Source organism: Staphylococcus sp. NWU MKU2, assembly GCF_033283605.1.
In the GTDB taxonomy this organism is placed as follows: domain Bacteria; phylum Bacillota; class Bacilli; order Staphylococcales; family Staphylococcaceae; genus Staphylococcus; species Staphylococcus haemolyticus.
On the sequence record NZ_JAVSMH010000001.1, the window covers coordinates 446,936 to 464,914 of the forward strand.

Sequence of the window (17,979 nt, forward strand, 5' to 3'; positions counted from 1 at the left end):
TTATAAATGTACTTTTTCTTTCTCTTGCTCTACTACTTTGAGATCGTGCGTTGGTTCTTTTAAATTTGATGCTTGCACAATATATTTAGGTCGTTGCTTAACTTCATAGTAAATTCGTCCAATATATTCACCTACTACACCAATAGAAATCAATTGAATTCCGCCAATAAGTAATACCGCAGCTATCGTTGTAAAATAACCAGGATTATTAATGCCATTGACCATTATACCTATCAGCAGATACAAGATATAAACGATACTTAAACTGAATATCGTCATTCCAAGATAAATCATCGCACGTAAAGGTTTATTATTAAATGAAATTAGCCCATCAATACCATAATTTAATAATTTAGTGAATGTCCATTTAGAATGACCCGCTTCTCGTTCTACATTTTGATATGTAAAGATTTTAGTATTATAACCAATCCATTCAAATAAACCTTTTGAAAAGCGATTATATTCTTTAAGAGAAGCCATTGCTTTAACTGCGCGTTGACTCAATAATCTAAAGTCACCGACACCATCTATGAATTCAATGTCTTCGACAAAGCTATTTATCAATTTATAATATAACTTAGTCATTGACTTACGGGCTATGTTCTCTCCTGTTCGATCTCGCTTAGCAATAACTTGGTCATACCCCTCTTGGAATCCTTCTATCATTTGTGGAATGAATTCTGGTGGATGTTGTAAATCTCCATCTACCATCACCACAGCATCACATTTCACACTATGTTGAAAACCAGCTATCATTGCTGATTCTTTACCAAAATTTCGGCTGAAAGAAATATATTTAACATGTTGATCTAAGCTTGCTAAATGTTGAACATGGTCGATTGTGTTATCTTTACTACCATCGTCGACAAATAAAAGGTCATAATCATACCCTTTATCCAAGCTATCTTTCATCAAAATTTCAGTCAATTTGTCGTAAGTTTTTGTTACGACTTCACCTTCGTTAAAACAAGGCACAATGACTCTGATTTTCATTAAATTACATCCTTTTCATCATTCTTAGTACTATTTTATCAATAAAATAAATAACTATTCTACTAAAAACTATGCAATTAACAAACAATTAATAAAAATTAAATAAAAAATATACAATCATTCTATAATTTTCAATGTCTGATTCCATTTAATAGAAACCAATTTATTTCAAATCACCTATACTCACTTCATCAGGATCTTTACCTTGACGCGCATTGCGATTTAAACTATCTATTTCAGCTATTTCTGTTAGTTCAAGGTTGAAATCAAATATATCATGATTTTCTCTTATACGTGATGGTGTTTTAGATTTTGGAATGACAACACGATTATGTGCCACGTGCCAACGTAATACGATTTGCGCTGGTGTTTTATCATACGCTTTTGCTAGTTTTGTTATAGTAGGATCGTCTAACAATCCTCTGTTTCTCATTAATGGCATCCATGCAGTAACTACTATATCATGCTTATCACAGAAATCTTGGACTTCTTGTTGATTAAAGTAAGGGTGTACTTCAATTTGATTAACTTGAGGTACAATATTAGTTTCACGCATTAATTTTTCTAAGTGATGCACTTTGAAGTTACATACTCCAATTGCTTTTATTTTACCTTCTTCATATAATTTTTCTAATGCCTTATATGTTTCAATATAAAGTTCATTTTTTTCGCAAGGCCAGTGAATTAAATATAAATCGATATATTCTAAACCTAAATTATTTAATGAGCGATTAAAATACTCAAGTGTACTATCATAACCTTGATGGTCGTTCCATAGTTTAGTTGTAATAAACAAGTCTTCTCGAGGCACTCCACTATTTTTTAGTGCTTTACCGAGTGCTTCTTCATTATTATAAAAATATGCTGTATCAAATGCACGATAACCATCATCTAATGCAGCTTGAATCGCTGTTTCCATTTCTTCATCTGTAACCTTATAGACACCTAAGCCAAGTCTCGGCATCGGATAACCATTGTTTAAAATTTGTGTGTCATTTACCATAATATCTTCTCCTAACGTTCTTGATAATTTTCAATCTATTAATAATTAGGATAACTCTAATAGAGTGTATTGAACAATTAAAAGGACTGGGACAGAATTCTTTTGAATTCGTTGTCCCAGCCCTCAAAGTTAAAAAGAACTGAGAAACGCTTCATTTAGAGCGCCTTCTCAGCTCAGTCAGTTTATGCAAATTTGCGATATAGCTTTGTATAGTATTAATTCATCCAATACTCTTTAAATTATTCACGACTTTCATCGCTATTATCTTTTTTATCTTCACTTTCATCTTCGTCTTCACCGAATGTTGGTCTATTATCGATGAACTCATATTTAAGTACAACCCAAACTAGTTGATGATTATCCATTTCAGACACAATCCAACGATCATATTGTGTATCGATATGATCTTCAACTTGTAAGTTAGTGTTGTGGGCTTGGAGCCAACCACCTATTGTATCAATGTCTTCTGAATCTTTAAATTCAATGTTGAATTTTTCATTGAGGTCATCAAGAAGGACACGTCCATTAATCTGATACGTATCTTCACCAAGTTTAACGATGTCATTTACTTCATCATCATCAAACTCATCACGTATTTCACCGACAATTTCTTCAAGAATATCTTCCATTGTTAAAATACCAGCTGTGCCACCGTACTCATCAATAATTAAACTGATATGTACGTGTTCACGTTGCATTCTAACTAACGCATCACTAATGCGAGTTGTCTCTGAAATCATTGGTAATTCATGGATATAATTATTGATTTTGATAGGTTTCCCAGAAGCATACTCTGTTAAGAATTCTTTAACGTTGATGAAACCTTTAATATGGTCTTTGTCTCCATCCTCAGTAATTGGGTAACGTGTAAACTGATGTTCTTTAATCGTCTCTAATAATTCGTCAACATTGAATGGTTCATTTAAAGTCACCATCTGAGTACGTGGTACCATGATATCTTTTGCATGTCTCTCATCAAATGAAAAGATATTTTGCATATAGTTTAATTCTGTTTGGTTGATTTCTCCACCATTATAACTGTTGTTAATAATGATCTTAATTTCCTCTTCTGACATAGCATCAGTTTGAGCGTCTGGATCAACACCCAACATTCTAATTATCACACGTGCTGAACCATTCATTAACCAAATCAAAGGTTTCATTATATTACCGAAATAGTACAATGGTCTAGCGTAAGTTAGGGCTAATTTTTCTGTATGTTGAATTGCTATAGATTTCGGTGCTAATTCACCTAATACTACGTGTAAATAAGTCACTACGATGAATGAAATTACAAATGAGATTGTTGTAGTTAATGCATCAGGTAACTGTAATAAGTTAAATAGTGGATGCAACAATTTTTCAAATGTTGGTTCCCCTAACCAACCTAATCCTAATGAAGTAACTGTAATACCTAATTGACAGGCTGATAAATAATAGTCAAGATTTGCAATCATCTTTTTGACAATTTTAGCGCTACGATTACCTTCTTCAGCTAACTGTTCAATACGCGTTGAGCGTACTTTAACTAATGCAAATTCTGAACCTACGAATACTGTTGTTAATGCTATTAATAGAAAAAATATTACTAAATTTATTATGGTCACTGTATCCAATTAATTCCCTATTCCTAGGGATTCACCTCCAAATAAATGTGTCCCATATGGGTAACACGAATTTAATTCGTAATGTGCTTTGACGATATAAACACATGTTAAGACCTTCCCATTGCGACACCCCCGAAAAAATGTATTACTTTTATTTTATCATATATTAATTACAAATAGTTGATTGTAACGCTTTTGATTAAAAAGTTACAACTTATCATTTAAAACTAATATTGCGTAATAGTCAAGAGAGGACTAAACTAAAGCGTTTGGGAGTCACAAAGCATATATTCTTTATCACTAAAACGCTTTACTTCCTATGACATACTCTCATATGTCTACCCATTTTTACATATTTTAATAACTCTATACCAATTTGAAATGATAATGTTTTATTATCACTGTAATTTATGACTAAGACAAAAATGGAGCAAGACATAATTCATAATGAATTCATTATCTTGTCCCAATCTTGATAATATAGACTCCTCGTCTAGTTATGAAGAATAAATTAAAGTATTAAAAAATCTCTCGCCCAATTATTAGGGCAAGAGATTTTTATTTCTATTCATCCATAGCTTTTGAAGCTTCAATTTCGTTTTTAGTTACTTTTGGTTTCAATAAACCATACATAATCGCTGAAACAAGTGTACCTACAATTAAAGCAATTAATGTTTGTAAGATATGACTAAAGTCAGTCGCTGCAATAACAATGATACCACCGTGTGGTGCATTGATTCTTGAACCTAATGCTAATGCAATTGCACCACCGACACCTGAACCTACCATCATTGATGGAATCACACGAAGTGGGTCAGCTGCAGCAAATGGAATTGCACCCTCAGTGATGAATGATAAGCCCATCACATAGTTTGGCACGATAGAACCACGTTGTTCTTTAGTAAATTTACGTTTAAAGAATATCATTGCTGTCGCAATTGCTAATGGTGGAATCATACCACCGACCATTGCTGCAGTTATTGGTGCCGCGTTACCTTCTGTTAAGGCTGCAGTAGCGAATACATAAGCTGCTTTGTTAAATGGTCCACCCATATCGATAGCCATCATTGCACCGATAACTAAACCAAGTAATACAATATTTGAACCTGATAAGCTATTTAATCCATTTAATAATAAGTTATTTAACCATGCTGCTGGCGGGTTAAATGCATAAATCATTAATAAACCAGTGATAGTTACACTTAATAATGGATAAATTAACGTTGGTTTTAAACCTTCAACTGCTTGTGGTAAGCCACGTGTAATATATTTAATACCTTGTGTTAAGTAACCTGCTAAGAAACCTGCAATAATACCACCGATAAATCCAGAACCACCAGAAATTGCTAACATACCGCCAACTAAACCAGCTGCGAAACCTGGTTTATCTGCAATACTACGAGCGATGAAACCTGATAAGATTGGAATGATTAAGGCAAAAGCACTCTTATTACCTATATTCCATAATTGTTCTGCAAAAGCGTTGTGCTCAGAGCTTTTAGGGTCAAATGAGTTAGCACCGAATAAGAATACGATAGCCATCAAGATACCACCAGCGATTACTAAAGGTAGCATATTTGATACACCGTTCATTAAGTGTTTATAGAACGCTTTACCAAAGCTTTGTTTCTCATTACTTTCACTATCTGTAGATTTAGAGTTACCACCACGTGCTACAAATGGTTTACGACTTGTATCAAGTGCTGTATTAATAAGTTCTTCTGGTCGTTTGATACCATCAGCAACTGGTACTTCAACTACGTTTTTACCGTCGAAACGATCTGTTTCAACATGAACATCTGCAGCTACGATAACACCTGTCGCACGTTCGATGTCTTGTTGAGTTAAATGGTTTTTAATACCGCCTGAACCATTTGTTTCTACTTTCATTTTAACGCCCATTTTGTCAGCTTGTTTTTTCAATGCATCGCGAGCCATATAAGTATGTGCGATACCTGTAGGACATGCTGTAACAGCTAATACATAAGGTTCATTAGCGTCTGTTGTGCTTGTAGAACCACTTGTTGCACCAGCGGCAGCTGCTTCTTGTTCTTGTGCTTCTTTTTCTTCTTCTTTAGTTGCTTCATCATCTGCATTATCAATAATTTGAAGTACTTCTTCAGGAGAGTTTGCATGTAATAAGCTTTCTCTCACTTTATCATCCATTAAGATACCAGATAATTTAGCTAGCGCATCTAAGTGTGTTTGTGCGCCACCTTCTGGAGCAGCAATCATGAAGAATAAATGTGCAGGCTGACCATCTAAACTTTGGTAATCAACACCTTCTTTAGATTTACCGAAGGCAATGGCTGGAGATTTTACTGCTGCTACTTTTGCGTGTGGAATTGCAATTCCTTCTCCAATACCTGTTGTACTTTGTGATTCACGATTATGAATCGCTTCTTTAAATTGTGCTATGTCACTTAATTTACCCGCTTTGTCTAATTGATTCACTAATTCATCAATCACACCATTTTTGTCAGAAGCTGATAAATCCATAGCAATTGTATCTTTTGTTAGTAATTCTGTGATTCTCATTAATTTCACTCCCCATCAAGTACTGTAATAGTAACCTGTGATTTAATTTTTTCTATATCTTCTATTGTTGCTAAATCTTCAGTAAATGCCGTTGCTGTCCCAGAAGCAACAGCTTGTTGAAATGCATCTTCAAGTGATAATACAGATTCAAGACCTGCCACCATACCAGCAACAGTGCTATCTCCTGAACCAACCGTATTAACGACTTGTCCTTTAGGATTTTGGGCTTTTATACTACGCGTTTTATCTATATAAATTGCACCATCTCCACCTAGAGATATAATGACTGATTGTGCACCTTCTTTTAAGATTTCACGACCATACTTAACAACATCTTGGTCGCTCTCAACAGTCATATCAAACATTTCTTCTAATTCATCTTTATTAGGTTTAATAAATAATGGTTGATATTTTAGCACTGTGTTAACTAAATCTTTTTCAGCATCAACCACCAATTTTGCACCTGTGCTTTGAGTTATTTCTGCAATTTGAGCATACGCATCACTTGGAATACTCTTAGGTACACTACCAGCAACAATAACTGTATCTTCCTTTGTTGTCTGTTTAATTTGATTTAATAATGCTAGGAATTGGTCATCAGTAATAGACGGTCCTGGTGCATTAATTTCAGTTTCGTCACCAGATTTCAGTTTTACATTAATACGTGTATCTTCATCAACTTCAATAAAGTCCGTTTTAATTTGACTTTCTTCTAATGTTTGAGCTATAAATTCTCCAGGAAAACCTCCAGCAAACCCTAATGCTGTAGATGGTACACCTAGTGTTTTTAAAACACGAGATACATTGATACCTTTCCCACCTGCAAATTTATAAGTAGATGTCGCTCTATTTAACCCTTTTATTTCAAATCCATTAGTAAACATAATGTAGTCAATAGATGGATTGAATGTTACTGTATAAATCATGGTTACCCTCCTATAAACACGTACTTTTCTTTATATTGTTCAAAATGTGAAAGTGCTATTGTTTGCTTTGAAACCACCATTTCAACATGGTTTTGACTAATTGGTACATGTGCAAAATAAACTTCATCTATTTTTGAATGATCAAGTAAAACATATGATTGATTTGCTTGTTCCATGGCCTTCTCTTTTATTAGTGCCTCTTTTTCATCTGGCGTCGTAAGACCATATTTTAAATCTAAACCATTCATTCCTAAAAAAGCCTTATCAAAACAATAACGACTCAATGTATCAAGTGCACTAGCACCTACTGTGGCAAATGTTGTTTCTTTAACCTGTCCACCTATCATCAAAGTTTTGATGCCTTGGTTAAGTAACTTTTCAACATGCGTTAATCCATTTGTAACCACTACAATATTTTGTGCTTTAATGAATGGAATCATTTCAATCGTTGATGAACCAGCATCCATAAAAATGCAGTCATTATCTTCGATGAGTTTTGCAGCAAATTGACCAATCACTCTTTTTTCTTTTAAATTTTGCGACAATTTATCCGACAGAATTGGTTCATTATTTCTATTACTATTTAATGTTGCTCCTCCATGAACTCTTTGAAGTCGACCTTGTTGTTGCAATTTCGATAAATCTCTTCTAACAGTTGAAGCGCTGCAACCTGTTTGCTCTATTAATTCTTGGAGTGTGAGAAAATCTTTTTTCCTTAATTCCTGAAGTATTAAGTCATGTCTTTTTTCAGAAATCATTTAACCACCCCGCTTCAACTCACATTATAATGTGTACGCTTACATTTTTCAATCACAAATTGTCAAAAACAATCAAAAACATTCATTTCGGTTTAAAAATTAACAGATATTACACAATTTGTCATCCCATTTGTAATATCTGTCACTATATTGCTATTTTTGAGTAATGTCTTCTACTTGTGCATTTGTCATTGAAACAAGATCCTCAAGTTGTAACACAATTTGAATTCCTCGTTGTCCACCGCTCACGATAATTTTTTCACGTAAAGAAGCAGATTGATCAATCGTAGTTGGAAATAAATGTTTCATGCCTACTGGAGAACAACCACCTCGTATATAACCTGTTACTTGTTTCAAATTATCTAATGGCATTAGCTGTAATTTCTTTTCATTAACGACACTGGCCGCTGCTTTCATATCTAATGACTCACTGACTGGAACTACAAATACGAAATGATCATGTTCAGCATTTTCTAATACAAGTGTTTTAAAAACATCATGGACATTTTCACCGACTAATTCTGCAACGCGTTCACCATCCATATGCCCATCTTCCACCTCAAATGTTTTGACTTCATAATCTATTTTAGCTCTGTCTAACATACGCATCGCATTTGTTTTCTTATGTTTCATACACGTTCACCTCAATTTCATCTTTATCTATAATCTTACTACGCTTTCTATGAAAAATAAAAAGAGCGCTCTTCTCTATTATAAGAAATGGCGCGCTCATTGTGCGTTATTAGATAAGGCTTCTATTTTACCAGTTTTATTTACTGCAATATTACTACTTTGTGATTGATGGTTTGGATTCAATTGATACGTAATATCTTGATTCGTTTCACCACTACGTTCTAAATTGACCACTTTACCATATTGATGATTCGTATAATTTTGAGCAATTATTCTATATTCTTCAGAAGAATATTCATGCTTATTACTATTTGCGTTGTCATGGGAAGTGGAATCTATTTTATTATAGTGTGTTTCCATTTTGCGTTCATCAGCATTTTTTTCTGATGCTTTAGCTGTGTGACTTGTAGTAATATCTAACATTTTCTCAGTTGCAGAGACACTACTCATCTTTGAAAATGTAGAAATAGTCTGATGCACTTTAGCTAAGGCATTTTGGTTTGTAGCTATAAATAATAAGAAAGCTAGACATAACGATAAAATTACAGCCACCATACCTAAAAGTATGTTTTTTAAATTCATCTCCTTACCCACATTTCTCTCTAAATTTTTATTTATCTTAACATATATAGAGAGTAAAAATAATTATGTAGACTGCAATTTAAAATAACTGTAATCTTTGTAATACTTCTATTAATAATCGACGCTATATTGTTACAATTTAACAACATAAATGTAAAAACAAGCAATGACATCGTCAATTTTTCAATTAAAAACGAATGATATCATTGCCTATTTCATTTAATATTCATATTGTCTCTTACTTATCCATTCTATGATCTTTACTTCGTTGTGTGTTTTCGACGTCTCGTTGCTTGCAGTGCTTTTTCAACAAAAATAATCACGATACCGAACAACATAACTATGATTGCCATATATAAAGGAAATTCCACGTTAACATCAAATAAAGCGCCTGCTACTAATGGACCTACAAAGTTCCCCATACTAGTAAATGTGGAGTTTAATCCACCCGCAAAACCTTGACGATTACCTGCAATGTTAGAGTAGTAGTTCGTAAGTGCTGGACGAATCAAATCGAATCCAATGAACACGATAAAACTAATAAACATGATCGTCCAATAGCTATGTGACAAGATTAATAAACCAAGTACAATCGCTGAATAGAGTAATGACCAGATAATAAAGGTTAATTCAGTCATGTATTTCATAAATTTGTCGAAGAAGAAGACTTGGAATACCGCTCCTGCTACGCCACCACCAACAATTGCGATTGAAATATCACGTGGTGTATAATTGGCTTTCTCAGCTGTATAAAGCGAGAATAATGTTTCAAATGCTGATAGACCAAATGCCAGTACTAATGTCAAAATAATTGGCGTAATAAAGACTTTCCAGTTAATTTTTGTAAATACTTCCGGTTCAATTGAATGGAATCCTTCAGTTGTTTCTTTGCGTGGGTTATGAATTAATAATAAAGACATGATAAATGCTAATACACCTAAAGTTCCCGCAAAGTAAAATGGAGCTCGATGAGAGAATTCCGCTAAAAATCCGCCAATCCCTGGACCTAAAATAAAGCCTGAATTGATAATAGCTGACATGTACCCAAAGTTCTTGGCTTTATCTTTAGCTGGTGAAATATCTGCAATCATACCAGTTACACCAGGCATTACCATCCCTGCACTAAAACCACCTAATATTCGCGAAGCGATTAATACAGGAAAATGATGACCGATAGCGAATAGAAACTCCGATATGGCAAATAGAACTAGACCAATGCAGATAATTAATTTTTTTCCAAGTTTATCAGCCATCGTACCACCGAATGGTGAAATAATCATTTGAGATAAGGCAAACACTGCTACCAATATGCCTAAGTCGCTACCTTTTAGACCTAAATCTTTCAAGTAAACGGGGAGTACAGGTATTACCAATCCGATACCTACAAAGATTAAGAAAATATTGAAGTACAATGTAAATAATTGTTTTTTCATGATGACACCTCATTTCATTTTTATTTGGTAAATTTCATCATTTCATTGAAGATCAATTTTAATCACGCTTCTGATTAAATATAAATGAGCTACATCTAATAACATAGTTGAAAATTACATAATATTAGGACATTGTATACTATTTAACTTCTATATTACAATAGTAAGATTTAAATTCTAAGCAATAAAACTTACTGGCTAGTATAATGTAGGTAACTTATCAAATTGAGGTGACGATGATGAAATATAATAAAGATGTTCAAACGTTTCTTTTAGTGCTAGACAAAGGCGAAGATATTGTAGAAGTCCTAACACAATTTGCTGTGGAACAAGAAATGAAATTCGGTTCAGTTAGTGGTATAGGCGCATGTGACAATGTAACGTTGAATTTTTATAATTTAGACACTCAAAAATATGAAGCACGTGAAGTTAATGAAGCTTTAGAACTAACAAGTTTACTTGGCAATATTTCACATATTGATGATAAACCATTTGCGCATTTACATGGAACATTCGGAACACGTGATTTCCAAACATTGAGTGGTCATTTAACGAAAGCTGTTGTATCAGCTACGGCTGAAATAGTAATTCAAATGACTAACTTAGATGTTAATCGTACACATGATGAAGAAACTAAATTGAACTTATTAAGACCTTAATGCAATGTATAAATTAAATTAGCCCATAGATGACATATTTAGATATGCATCTATGGGTTATTATATGTATTCCTCATTTATTACATTAAAATAGCGTTTTATATCTTTAAATTTCTTTTGACTAGATAAACATAATGCTTAAATATTTGATTACCATTTAGGTAACCTTTATTATTAATCATTGACTAACTAAAATAAACTCTTATTTTTTTAAAGAAAGTAGTGTATAACATGACTTCGCGTTATATTGCCAGAATATATTTCATAATACTTTTCACATTCTCACTATTTGAAACACGTGTATTTAATTTTATGAGTTTAAACCTCTTTTTAGCTTATATACCATTTGAGTTATGTTTACTATTAAGATTATTTAAGCCAAGAAAAAAATATGAATGGCCACTATTTATAATATTTGGTTTAATTTTTGTATTGCTAGTGCCTAATACTTTTTATATGCTAACGGATTTAATTCATTTAAATCAATTTACATTTGATTTTTATGTTCAATTAAATATTATGGAATGGCTATATTTTACTTACCTATTATTAGGTGTCTTTTTAGCAATGTATTGTATGATTCTTATATTTATAAATTTGATGCATTTTACTTCAAAATTATGGCTAAATCGTACTCTAATTGTAGTACTTATGTTCTTAAATGGTTTAGGTATTTATATGGGACGTTTTTTAAGATTCCATACTGTTCATTTGATTACTGAACCTTTCACTATTATTCGTCAGGTGATTGCATCTTTAAATACACAATCCATAACATTTATTTTACTTATGGCATTACTACAAACCGTAATCGTTATATTCGTGAAAGGAGTGAGAGTGGCAAAATGATTTGGCACATTATGATTCTTCTAATTATTATTATTGCTTTACAACTCATTATTGGACATTTCTTTCATAAAAATGGTTTTAGTATGACACATAGTATTATCCTTATGTTATTACCACTTGGCATTGGTTTGTATCTCGTTCAAATTTTTTATTATGAACGCCGTTATCCTAAATGGGAAGTGCCATTAAATGTCAAACTACGATTAAAATATATGTATTTGGTTACTTTCTTAGAATACGTAGCCGTTTATATATGCTTATTTGCCTTAAAATAACACTTAAAACCTTGGTGAAGATAAGTGTTCACACACTTACGTAAGTAGTTCGAATATAGATAATGAAACGTAGTTGAGTGCGAGGCCCCAGCAAAGAGATTTTCAACAAGAAAATCTACATGCTAAGCAAGCTGGGGTGCGGGGCCCCAGCAAAGAGATTTTCAACAAGAAAATCTACAAGCAATGCAAGCTGGGGTACGGGGCCCCAGCAAAGAGATTTTTAACAAGAAATTCTACATGCTAAGCAAGCTGGGGTACGGGGCCCCAGCAAAGAGATTTTTAACAAGAAATTCTACACGCTAAGCAAGCTGGGGTGCGGGGCCCCAGCAAAGAAATTTTCAACAAGAAAATCTACAAGCAAAGCAGGCTGGGGTAAAATAATTTTTGTAAAATATTATTTCTGCCCCACCCCCTTCTAACAAAAGTAATTTGGAGTGAGACAGCATTTAATTTGATTGCTATCTCACTCCAATTATTTTTTATATTTGTTTAAATACTGACATAACATGGTCTCTTGCTTCTTTATGATCGACTAGTGGTTTTGGATAATCCTGACCTAGTTTAATACCTTCTTGTTCTAACTCCGCTTCATGTTTAAAAGGTTCATGTAATAATTTAGGAGTAACATCATTTAACTGTGGTATAAACGTTTTAATGTACAAAGCATCTTTATCAAATCGTTCACTCTGACGACTTGGATTAAACATTCTAAAGTAAGGAACAGCATCTGTTCCTGTAGATGCAGACCATTGCCAACCATGTACATTAGATGCGGAATCAAAATCGATTAATTTTCTTCTAAAATAATCCTCACCCCATGTCCAATCAATGAACAAATCTTTCGTTAAAAACTGTGAAACAACCATTCTCATACGATTATGCATAAATCCAGTTTGATTTAGTTCAGTCATTGCTGCGTCAACTATTGGAAAACCAGTACGCCCTTCACACCAACTTTTAAATTCATCCTTATTATACTCCCATTTAATGTCACGATATTTTTCATTAAATGCCTCATGAGCTGTGTTTGGATATTGTGTCATTAACACATAATAGAACTCTCTGAACATCAATTCTCGTATAAACTGTTCAATATTATGTTCGTCCTCTTCATAACGCTCTAACAATTGAGTAACAATTTGTTTAATGTCTATTATGCCATAAGCTAAAATGATACTTAACTGACTCGTTAAGACTTCAGGCAAATATTCACGATTGGTTTCATAATTTTGTATGTCTTGATCTATGTAATCATTCCATTTTTTAATTGCTTTTGTTTCTGAAAGGCCAAACTTCGAATAATCTTGGATTAACTTTTGCTGAGATTTCACGAATAAATCGGACAAGTCCTTTAATTTATAGGCATAAGAGTCATGCTTTCTTAGTTTAGAACGATGTGCCTTATAAAAGCTGGTAAACACTTTGTATGGTTCCCCTTGTTTGTTCATCGTAGCGCTTGGTTTGAAATAGTGATTGGCACGCACTGTGGTAACTGTAATATTGTGCTTGTTGAAAGCCTTCTTTAAATGACGAATATCATAACTTTCTTGGTGATAACTCATAATATCGCCAGCAACAATAACTTCACTGATAGATTTATCCTCACAAAAATCTCCTAAATCACTATAGTCTAACAAGTAGGGTTCAATATCATACTGTCTTAAGTCATTTAGAAATGATTGCATTACACCATAATAATAATTTGCTTTCATGTCTGTGCCATCTTCTTCAAATATTTCCTGTGGAATAATGAGATAGCATTTCTCAATATCCTCTTTATTCTGATGAATATATTCAAATAATGGATTATTATTAATTCGGAAAACGCGATTTAGTATTACACCTATAGTCATCATTTCACTCCTGTTATTAAAGGTTCATTAACTTTACCCTTTTTCCAATAATTAAAATCAGAAACTTTATGTTTCGACTTAATGGAATACCAAAGCCTTTAAACCAATCCTAACCATTTCCAATATGTCAAACTAAATATAATTACTAAGATATAGGCAATAATAGTTAGTGGTACTCCTGTCTTTAGGAAGTCTTTAACTGTGAATGTACCCGTACCATAAGCAAGCATATTTTGTGGTGCGCTAACGGGTAATAAGAAACCAAAGCTAATTACAAATTGTTGAATTAGCACAAATCCAATCGATTGATCACCTAAATGTAATGTAGCTGTAAGTGATATAAATACTGGTATAAGCGCCGAAGATAAACTTGTTGCACTCGCAAACCCAAGATGAATCAAGATATTAAATAGTGTTATAAGAGCAATAGTAGCTATGAGTGGCATATGTTGTAACCCCATAAGCCCGAAGGTTTGGTCACTCAGCCACTGTGCAGCGCCTGTTTTTAATAGTACATTCCCTAGTGAAATCCCTACTCCAAATACTATAATTGTTCCCCAAGGTATTGTTTTTTCTACAACTTTCCATGTAATAACACCAACTTTAGGTGTTAACATAATTGCCAAAGCAATTAAAGTAATTGACGCAGAGTCTATAGGATGTAGAATCTTTTCAGTAGACCAGAAGAAAAGTAATAATACAGATATAATTATCAGACGCCATTCTCTAAAAGAGACTGGTCCTAATTTATCTAATTCTTCTTTGATCAATTCTTTACCGCCTTCAATTTCTTTATGTTCAGGTGGCATCACTTTCATCATGATAAAGAATAATGCGATTGACATAAGGATAGACCATAGTGCAGCATATAAGAACCATTCTCCCCATGACACATCGTGTCCTAAGTTCTGATTAATAAAATTAGTAGCTACAATATTTTGAGCAGCCGCTGTTTTTATACCAATGTTCCAAATCGAAACGGCCTGGACTGCTGTAATAATTAAAAGTGATGCAAGTTTACTTTCTTTTGATACTTTGAATGCGGCAATCATACCTAATAAGATTGGTACAACTGCACCCGCTCTTGCAGTTGCTGAAGGAACGAAGAAAGCCAGTAAAATTGAAACTAAGATTGCACCGATAACAATATTACGTGTTTTATTACCTACAATTGATAGCACTAGTAAAGCCAAACGTTTATGTAATTGCGTCTCTTGCATAGCTGCTGCCAAAAATAATGCCGCAGCTACTAATGCAACTGCAGATGTAGAGAATCCACTAAAGGCATGCGTTAATGCATTTCCCGTGCCTAACCAATCTGCGCCAGATAATATTTTATCTCCCTCTTTTGGATTACCTAGTTTCTCTGACAGTTGTTGGACTGGACTAAATCCACAAATTAAAATGATTAAACCTAAAATCATTGTTGCTGATACTGGATACGTCACAGCTTCGGTTACCCACATAATAACGGCAAACGCTAAGATGGCAAGTGCTCCTTTTGCCATTATTGGTAACTCTGCCGGTGTTGGTAATAACAAGATAATTAATAAAATGGCAAAGCTTATAATAATCCAAATTGGCTTATAACCACTTTTACTCTTTTTTTCCTTTTTATTTTTTAATAGGTTATTATTCTCCTGTGTAGCCTGCACTTTTTCCATAGATACCACTCCCTTAATTCGTCAATTTCAGTATATCAAGAAAGCGCTTCATCAATGATTTAATGTGAGAAAATACACAAAATATTCACTTTTCATATTATTTTAAGCATAAAAAACTTTGTGATAGCGTCTTACTGACTATCACAAAGTCTATGTCATTCTTAACAAAATTATTTAACCAAAAATTTCACGATTCAAGCCAAACACATATAATAGCGTAAAGAATGTAGCCGCACTCAAAACAGTCAAAATTAAAGATAAAATAAGTGTTCGTTTGAAGCGATTAATAAAAGCTATGAATAAAATACCTAAATTGTATGCAAAAAAGAGTCCGAATAAAGCCATTGTCACTTTAATGTTGGTATAAAATATATTAAACAGTAGTACGATAATAGCAAAAACTGTATAAGGAATCGTAATACATCTAAATTCAAAACGAATTTGCTTCGTACGTTTATCTTCGTTATTCATGGTCAAACCCTCCTATTTTTATTATAAAACATAAAAAAGTAAACGCCTATGTCATAACTGTGACAAAACGATATTATGTGAATTGAATCATATCAAGTTGATTACGTAATCTATCTGTATCCAATGACTCTCCAATGATAACGATAGTCATCGGTACGTCTTTATCGATAATGCCATAATCAGGTAAGCCTATTGCATATTGAAATTCATATGTTACTTCTGGTAGATCTCTAAACTTCACAAATCCTTTTAAGCGAAGTACACTATCTGGCAAACGCATAATAAATTGATAAAATAACTGACGGTCTATTGCTGCTGTAAATGTATACTGCATCGACTGAATCCCATGATGATGTGTATGTTTATGCTTAATTTCATTATGTTGAATCACTTTACCGTTGATTTGGTCATCATTAAATTGACTATAAGTGGTAATAATTATAGGCGCTTGTGGATTGAGTTTATTTAAATTTTCTTTAACGTCGTTAAGTGCTTCTTCACCTATTAAATCAGTTTTATTTAGTATTATCGTATCACTATAACGTAATTGTTCTTCTAATAACTGAGTTGTTGAAGGACTATAGACTTCTTTTTTAGTGAATCTTTGTGCATCTACAATACCAATAATTGTTGGTTCATGAACATTTTTTATTATTGTAGGGTCTTGGCAAGCCGAATAAATCTCAAGGGGATGCGCTAAACCAGTTGCTTCTATAAGAATATGACTCGTATCTGTTTGATCAATCAACTGTTTCAATTGGTTAACTAAATCGTTATTTAAATCACAGCATACGCAGCCATTAATTAATGAATGAATGGAAACATCATTTCCAAGTAATAAACTATCAACGTCAAATGATCCAAATTCATTCATTATAATTGTTATTTTCTCATCTTTTTTTAATAATTGCTCTATATAATGTTTTAGAAATGTAGTTTTACCACTTCCTAAAAAGCCATTTACGATTGTAATTGATATTTTTTCATTTTTATTATTTATCATTTTAAAATCTCTTTTCTTTTTAAAATTAATTTGAATATGATAATATATGTATTTATTTTAGATTACACTTGATTAAAATAGAAATATCTTCTAGAATTTAAACATACTTTAATTTTAGCATGGCATTGAGACGAAGTGTGTTGCAAGTTATATTTTATACAACATAGACGAAATTTAATCCGAAACATAGAGAGACGGATAGAATGTCTGGAGGAGAACTTTAATGTCTGAACAACATAATTTGAAAGAGCAACTCTGCTTTAGTTTGTACAATGCACAAAGACAAGTTAATCGCTACTATTCAAATAAAGTCTTTAAAAAGTACAATCTTACGTACCCACAATTTTTAGTGCTAAGTATTTTATGGGATGAATCTCCTGTAAATGTTAAAAAGGTAGTTACAGAACTAGCTTTAGATACTGGTACTGTATCACCTTTATTAAAAAGAATGGAACAAGTTGACCTCATCAAACGCGAACGTTCTGAAGTTGATCAACGTGAAGTATTTATTCATCTTACTGAGAAAAGCGAAAAAATCAAACCTGAATTAAGCGATGCATCTCAAAAAGTCGCGAATGCTTCTTCTTTAAGTAATGATGAAGTACATGAACTCAATCGTCTATTAGGGAAAGTCATCGATGCTTTTACCGAGTCAAAGTAAAATGACATGCTAATACTAAGCCAATTAAAGTTATTCGTTTCGAATCAAATTACTATATATTTATCAATAAC

General features: G+C 33.0%; 17 protein-coding genes. 4 read left to right on the forward strand and 13 right to left on the reverse strand.

Going from position 1 to position 17,979, the window contains the following annotated elements; all coding sequences use genetic code 11:
• The 9 genes from SBL15_RS02390 to norA form a co-directional block, all read right to left on the reverse strand.
• Positions 1-993, reverse strand: coding sequence for a glycosyltransferase family 2 protein (locus SBL15_RS02390; RefSeq protein ID WP_107612031.1), 993 nt, complete (start codon positions 991-993; stop codon positions 1-3).
• A 163-nt stretch (positions 994-1,156) separates the two neighbouring features.
• Positions 1,157-1,996, reverse strand: a complete 840-nt coding sequence (locus tag SBL15_RS02395) for an aldo/keto reductase (RefSeq protein WP_011276452.1) — start codon at positions 1,994-1,996, stop codon at positions 1,157-1,159.
• 239 nt (positions 1,997-2,235) lie between these two features.
• The gene (locus tag SBL15_RS02400) at positions 2,236-3,612 is read right to left on the reverse strand and encodes a hemolysin family protein (RefSeq protein WP_037536437.1); all 1,377 of its coding nucleotides are present in this window, start codon (positions 3,610-3,612) and stop codon (positions 2,236-2,238) included.
• Between the two features lie 555 nt (positions 3,613-4,167).
• Positions 4,168-6,141: a fructose-specific PTS transporter subunit EIIC gene (locus SBL15_RS02405; protein ID WP_037536438.1), complete on the reverse strand. Its 1,974-nt coding sequence runs from the start codon at positions 6,139-6,141 to the stop codon at positions 4,168-4,170.
• 5 nt (positions 6,142-6,146) lie between these two features.
• Positions 6,147-7,067: a 1-phosphofructokinase gene (gene pfkB, locus SBL15_RS02410; RefSeq protein WP_317955047.1), complete on the reverse strand. Its 921-nt coding sequence runs from the start codon at positions 7,065-7,067 to the stop codon at positions 6,147-6,149.
• Positions 7,068-7,069: 2 nt separating this feature from the next.
• Positions 7,070-7,825, reverse strand: coding sequence for a DeoR/GlpR family DNA-binding transcription regulator (locus SBL15_RS02415; RefSeq protein WP_233663966.1), 756 nt, complete (start codon positions 7,823-7,825; stop codon positions 7,070-7,072).
• A 153-nt stretch (positions 7,826-7,978) separates the two neighbouring features.
• Complete coding sequence (gene ybaK / locus SBL15_RS02420) at positions 7,979-8,458, reverse strand: Cys-tRNA(Pro) deacylase (RefSeq protein WP_053041153.1); 480 nt, start codon at positions 8,456-8,458, stop codon at positions 7,979-7,981.
• A gap of 96 nt (positions 8,459-8,554) precedes the next feature.
• A complete protein-coding gene (locus SBL15_RS02425; protein WP_107612029.1) occupies positions 8,555-9,040 on the reverse strand; it encodes a hypothetical protein in 486 nt (161 codons plus the stop codon).
• A 260-nt stretch (positions 9,041-9,300) separates the two neighbouring features.
• Positions 9,301-10,473, reverse strand: a complete 1,173-nt coding sequence (gene norA, locus SBL15_RS02430) for a multidrug efflux MFS transporter NorA (protein ID WP_037536448.1) — start codon at positions 10,471-10,473, stop codon at positions 9,301-9,303.
• A gap of 239 nt (positions 10,474-10,712) precedes the next feature.
• Between norA and SBL15_RS02435 the strand changes: the two genes are divergently transcribed.
• The 3 genes from SBL15_RS02435 to SBL15_RS02445 all read left to right on the forward strand — a co-directional run bounded on the left by SBL15_RS02435 (position 10,713) and on the right by SBL15_RS02445 (position 12,256).
• A complete protein-coding gene (locus SBL15_RS02435; protein ID WP_317955050.1) occupies positions 10,713-11,132 on the forward strand; it encodes a PPC domain-containing DNA-binding protein in 420 nt (139 codons plus the stop codon).
• 231 nt (positions 11,133-11,363) lie between these two features.
• Positions 11,364-11,981 carry a DUF1361 domain-containing protein gene (locus SBL15_RS02440; protein ID WP_107613692.1) on the forward strand — a complete coding sequence of 206 codons (618 nt, stop codon included), beginning with the start codon at positions 11,364-11,366 and terminating at the stop codon, positions 11,979-11,981.
• A complete protein-coding gene (locus SBL15_RS02445; protein WP_011276462.1) occupies positions 11,978-12,256 on the forward strand; it encodes a hypothetical protein in 279 nt (92 codons plus the stop codon). The genes SBL15_RS02440 and SBL15_RS02445 overlap by 4 nt, the downstream gene beginning before the upstream one ends.
• 479 nt (positions 12,257-12,735) lie before the next feature.
• Here the strand turns inward: SBL15_RS02445 and SBL15_RS02450 are convergent, their stop codons facing one another.
• From SBL15_RS02450 to SBL15_RS02465, 4 genes are all read right to left on the reverse strand, one after another.
• Positions 12,736-14,109 (reverse strand): cryptochrome/photolyase family protein, encoded by a 1,374-nt coding sequence (locus SBL15_RS02450; RefSeq protein ID WP_037536456.1) that lies wholly within the window; start codon positions 14,107-14,109, stop codon positions 12,736-12,738.
• A 98-nt stretch (positions 14,110-14,207) separates the two neighbouring features.
• Positions 14,208-15,773: a DASS family sodium-coupled anion symporter gene (locus tag SBL15_RS02455; protein ID WP_317955052.1), complete on the reverse strand. Its 1,566-nt coding sequence runs from the start codon at positions 15,771-15,773 to the stop codon at positions 14,208-14,210.
• Between the two features lie 174 nt (positions 15,774-15,947).
• Positions 15,948-16,244 (reverse strand): hypothetical protein, encoded by a 297-nt coding sequence (locus tag SBL15_RS02460; protein ID WP_037536459.1) that lies wholly within the window; start codon positions 16,242-16,244, stop codon positions 15,948-15,950.
• A 73-nt stretch (positions 16,245-16,317) separates the two neighbouring features.
• Positions 16,318-17,247, reverse strand: a complete 930-nt coding sequence (locus tag SBL15_RS02465; protein WP_107612025.1) for a CobW family GTP-binding protein — start codon at positions 17,245-17,247, stop codon at positions 16,318-16,320.
• 223 nt (positions 17,248-17,470) lie between these two features.
• Between SBL15_RS02465 and SBL15_RS02470 the strand changes: the two genes are divergently transcribed.
• Positions 17,471-17,908: a MarR family winged helix-turn-helix transcriptional regulator gene (locus tag SBL15_RS02470; protein WP_037536464.1), complete on the forward strand. Its 438-nt coding sequence runs from the start codon at positions 17,471-17,473 to the stop codon at positions 17,906-17,908.
• Positions 17,909-17,979: the final 71 nt, after the last annotated feature.

Excerpts from the sequence above, each read along its gene's own strand:
- ybaK (WP_053041153.1), bottom strand. The coding sequence starts at position 8,458 with ATGAAACATAAGAAAACAAATGCGATGCGTATGTTAGACAGAGCTAAA.
- SBL15_RS02425 (WP_107612029.1), bottom strand. The coding sequence starts at position 9,040 with ATGAATTTAAAAAACATACTTTTAGGTATGGTGGCTGTAATTTTATCG.
- SBL15_RS02415 (WP_233663966.1), bottom strand. The coding sequence starts at position 7,825 with ATGATTTCTGAAAAAAGACATGACTTAATACTTCAGGAATTAAGGAAA.
- SBL15_RS02390 (WP_107612031.1), bottom strand. The coding sequence starts at position 993 with ATGAAAATCAGAGTCATTGTGCCTTGTTTTAACGAAGGTGAAGTCGTA.
- SBL15_RS02470 (WP_037536464.1), top strand. The coding sequence starts at position 17,471 with ATGTCTGAACAACATAATTTGAAAGAGCAACTCTGCTTTAGTTTGTAC.
- SBL15_RS02460 (WP_037536459.1), bottom strand. The coding sequence starts at position 16,244 with ATGAATAACGAAGATAAACGTACGAAGCAAATTCGTTTTGAATTTAGA.
- SBL15_RS02465 (WP_107612025.1), bottom strand. The coding sequence starts at position 17,247 with ATGATAAATAATAAAAATGAAAAAATATCAATTACAATCGTAAATGGC.
- pfkB (WP_317955047.1), bottom strand. The coding sequence starts at position 7,067 with ATGATTTATACAGTAACATTCAATCCATCTATTGACTACATTATGTTT.
- SBL15_RS02440 (WP_107613692.1), top strand. The coding sequence starts at position 11,364 with ATGACTTCGCGTTATATTGCCAGAATATATTTCATAATACTTTTCACA.
- SBL15_RS02450 (WP_037536456.1), bottom strand. The coding sequence starts at position 14,109 with ATGACTATAGGTGTAATACTAAATCGCGTTTTCCGAATTAATAATAAT.
- SBL15_RS02445 (WP_011276462.1), top strand. The coding sequence starts at position 11,978 with ATGATTTGGCACATTATGATTCTTCTAATTATTATTATTGCTTTACAA.
- SBL15_RS02435 (WP_317955050.1), top strand. The coding sequence starts at position 10,713 with ATGAAATATAATAAAGATGTTCAAACGTTTCTTTTAGTGCTAGACAAA.
- norA (WP_037536448.1), bottom strand. The coding sequence starts at position 10,473 with ATGAAAAAACAATTATTTACATTGTACTTCAATATTTTCTTAATCTTT.
- SBL15_RS02455 (WP_317955052.1), bottom strand. The coding sequence starts at position 15,773 with ATGGAAAAAGTGCAGGCTACACAGGAGAATAATAACCTATTAAAAAAT.
- SBL15_RS02395 (WP_011276452.1), bottom strand. The coding sequence starts at position 1,996 with ATGGTAAATGACACACAAATTTTAAACAATGGTTATCCGATGCCGAGA.
- SBL15_RS02405 (WP_037536438.1), bottom strand. The coding sequence starts at position 6,141 with ATGAGAATCACAGAATTACTAACAAAAGATACAATTGCTATGGATTTA.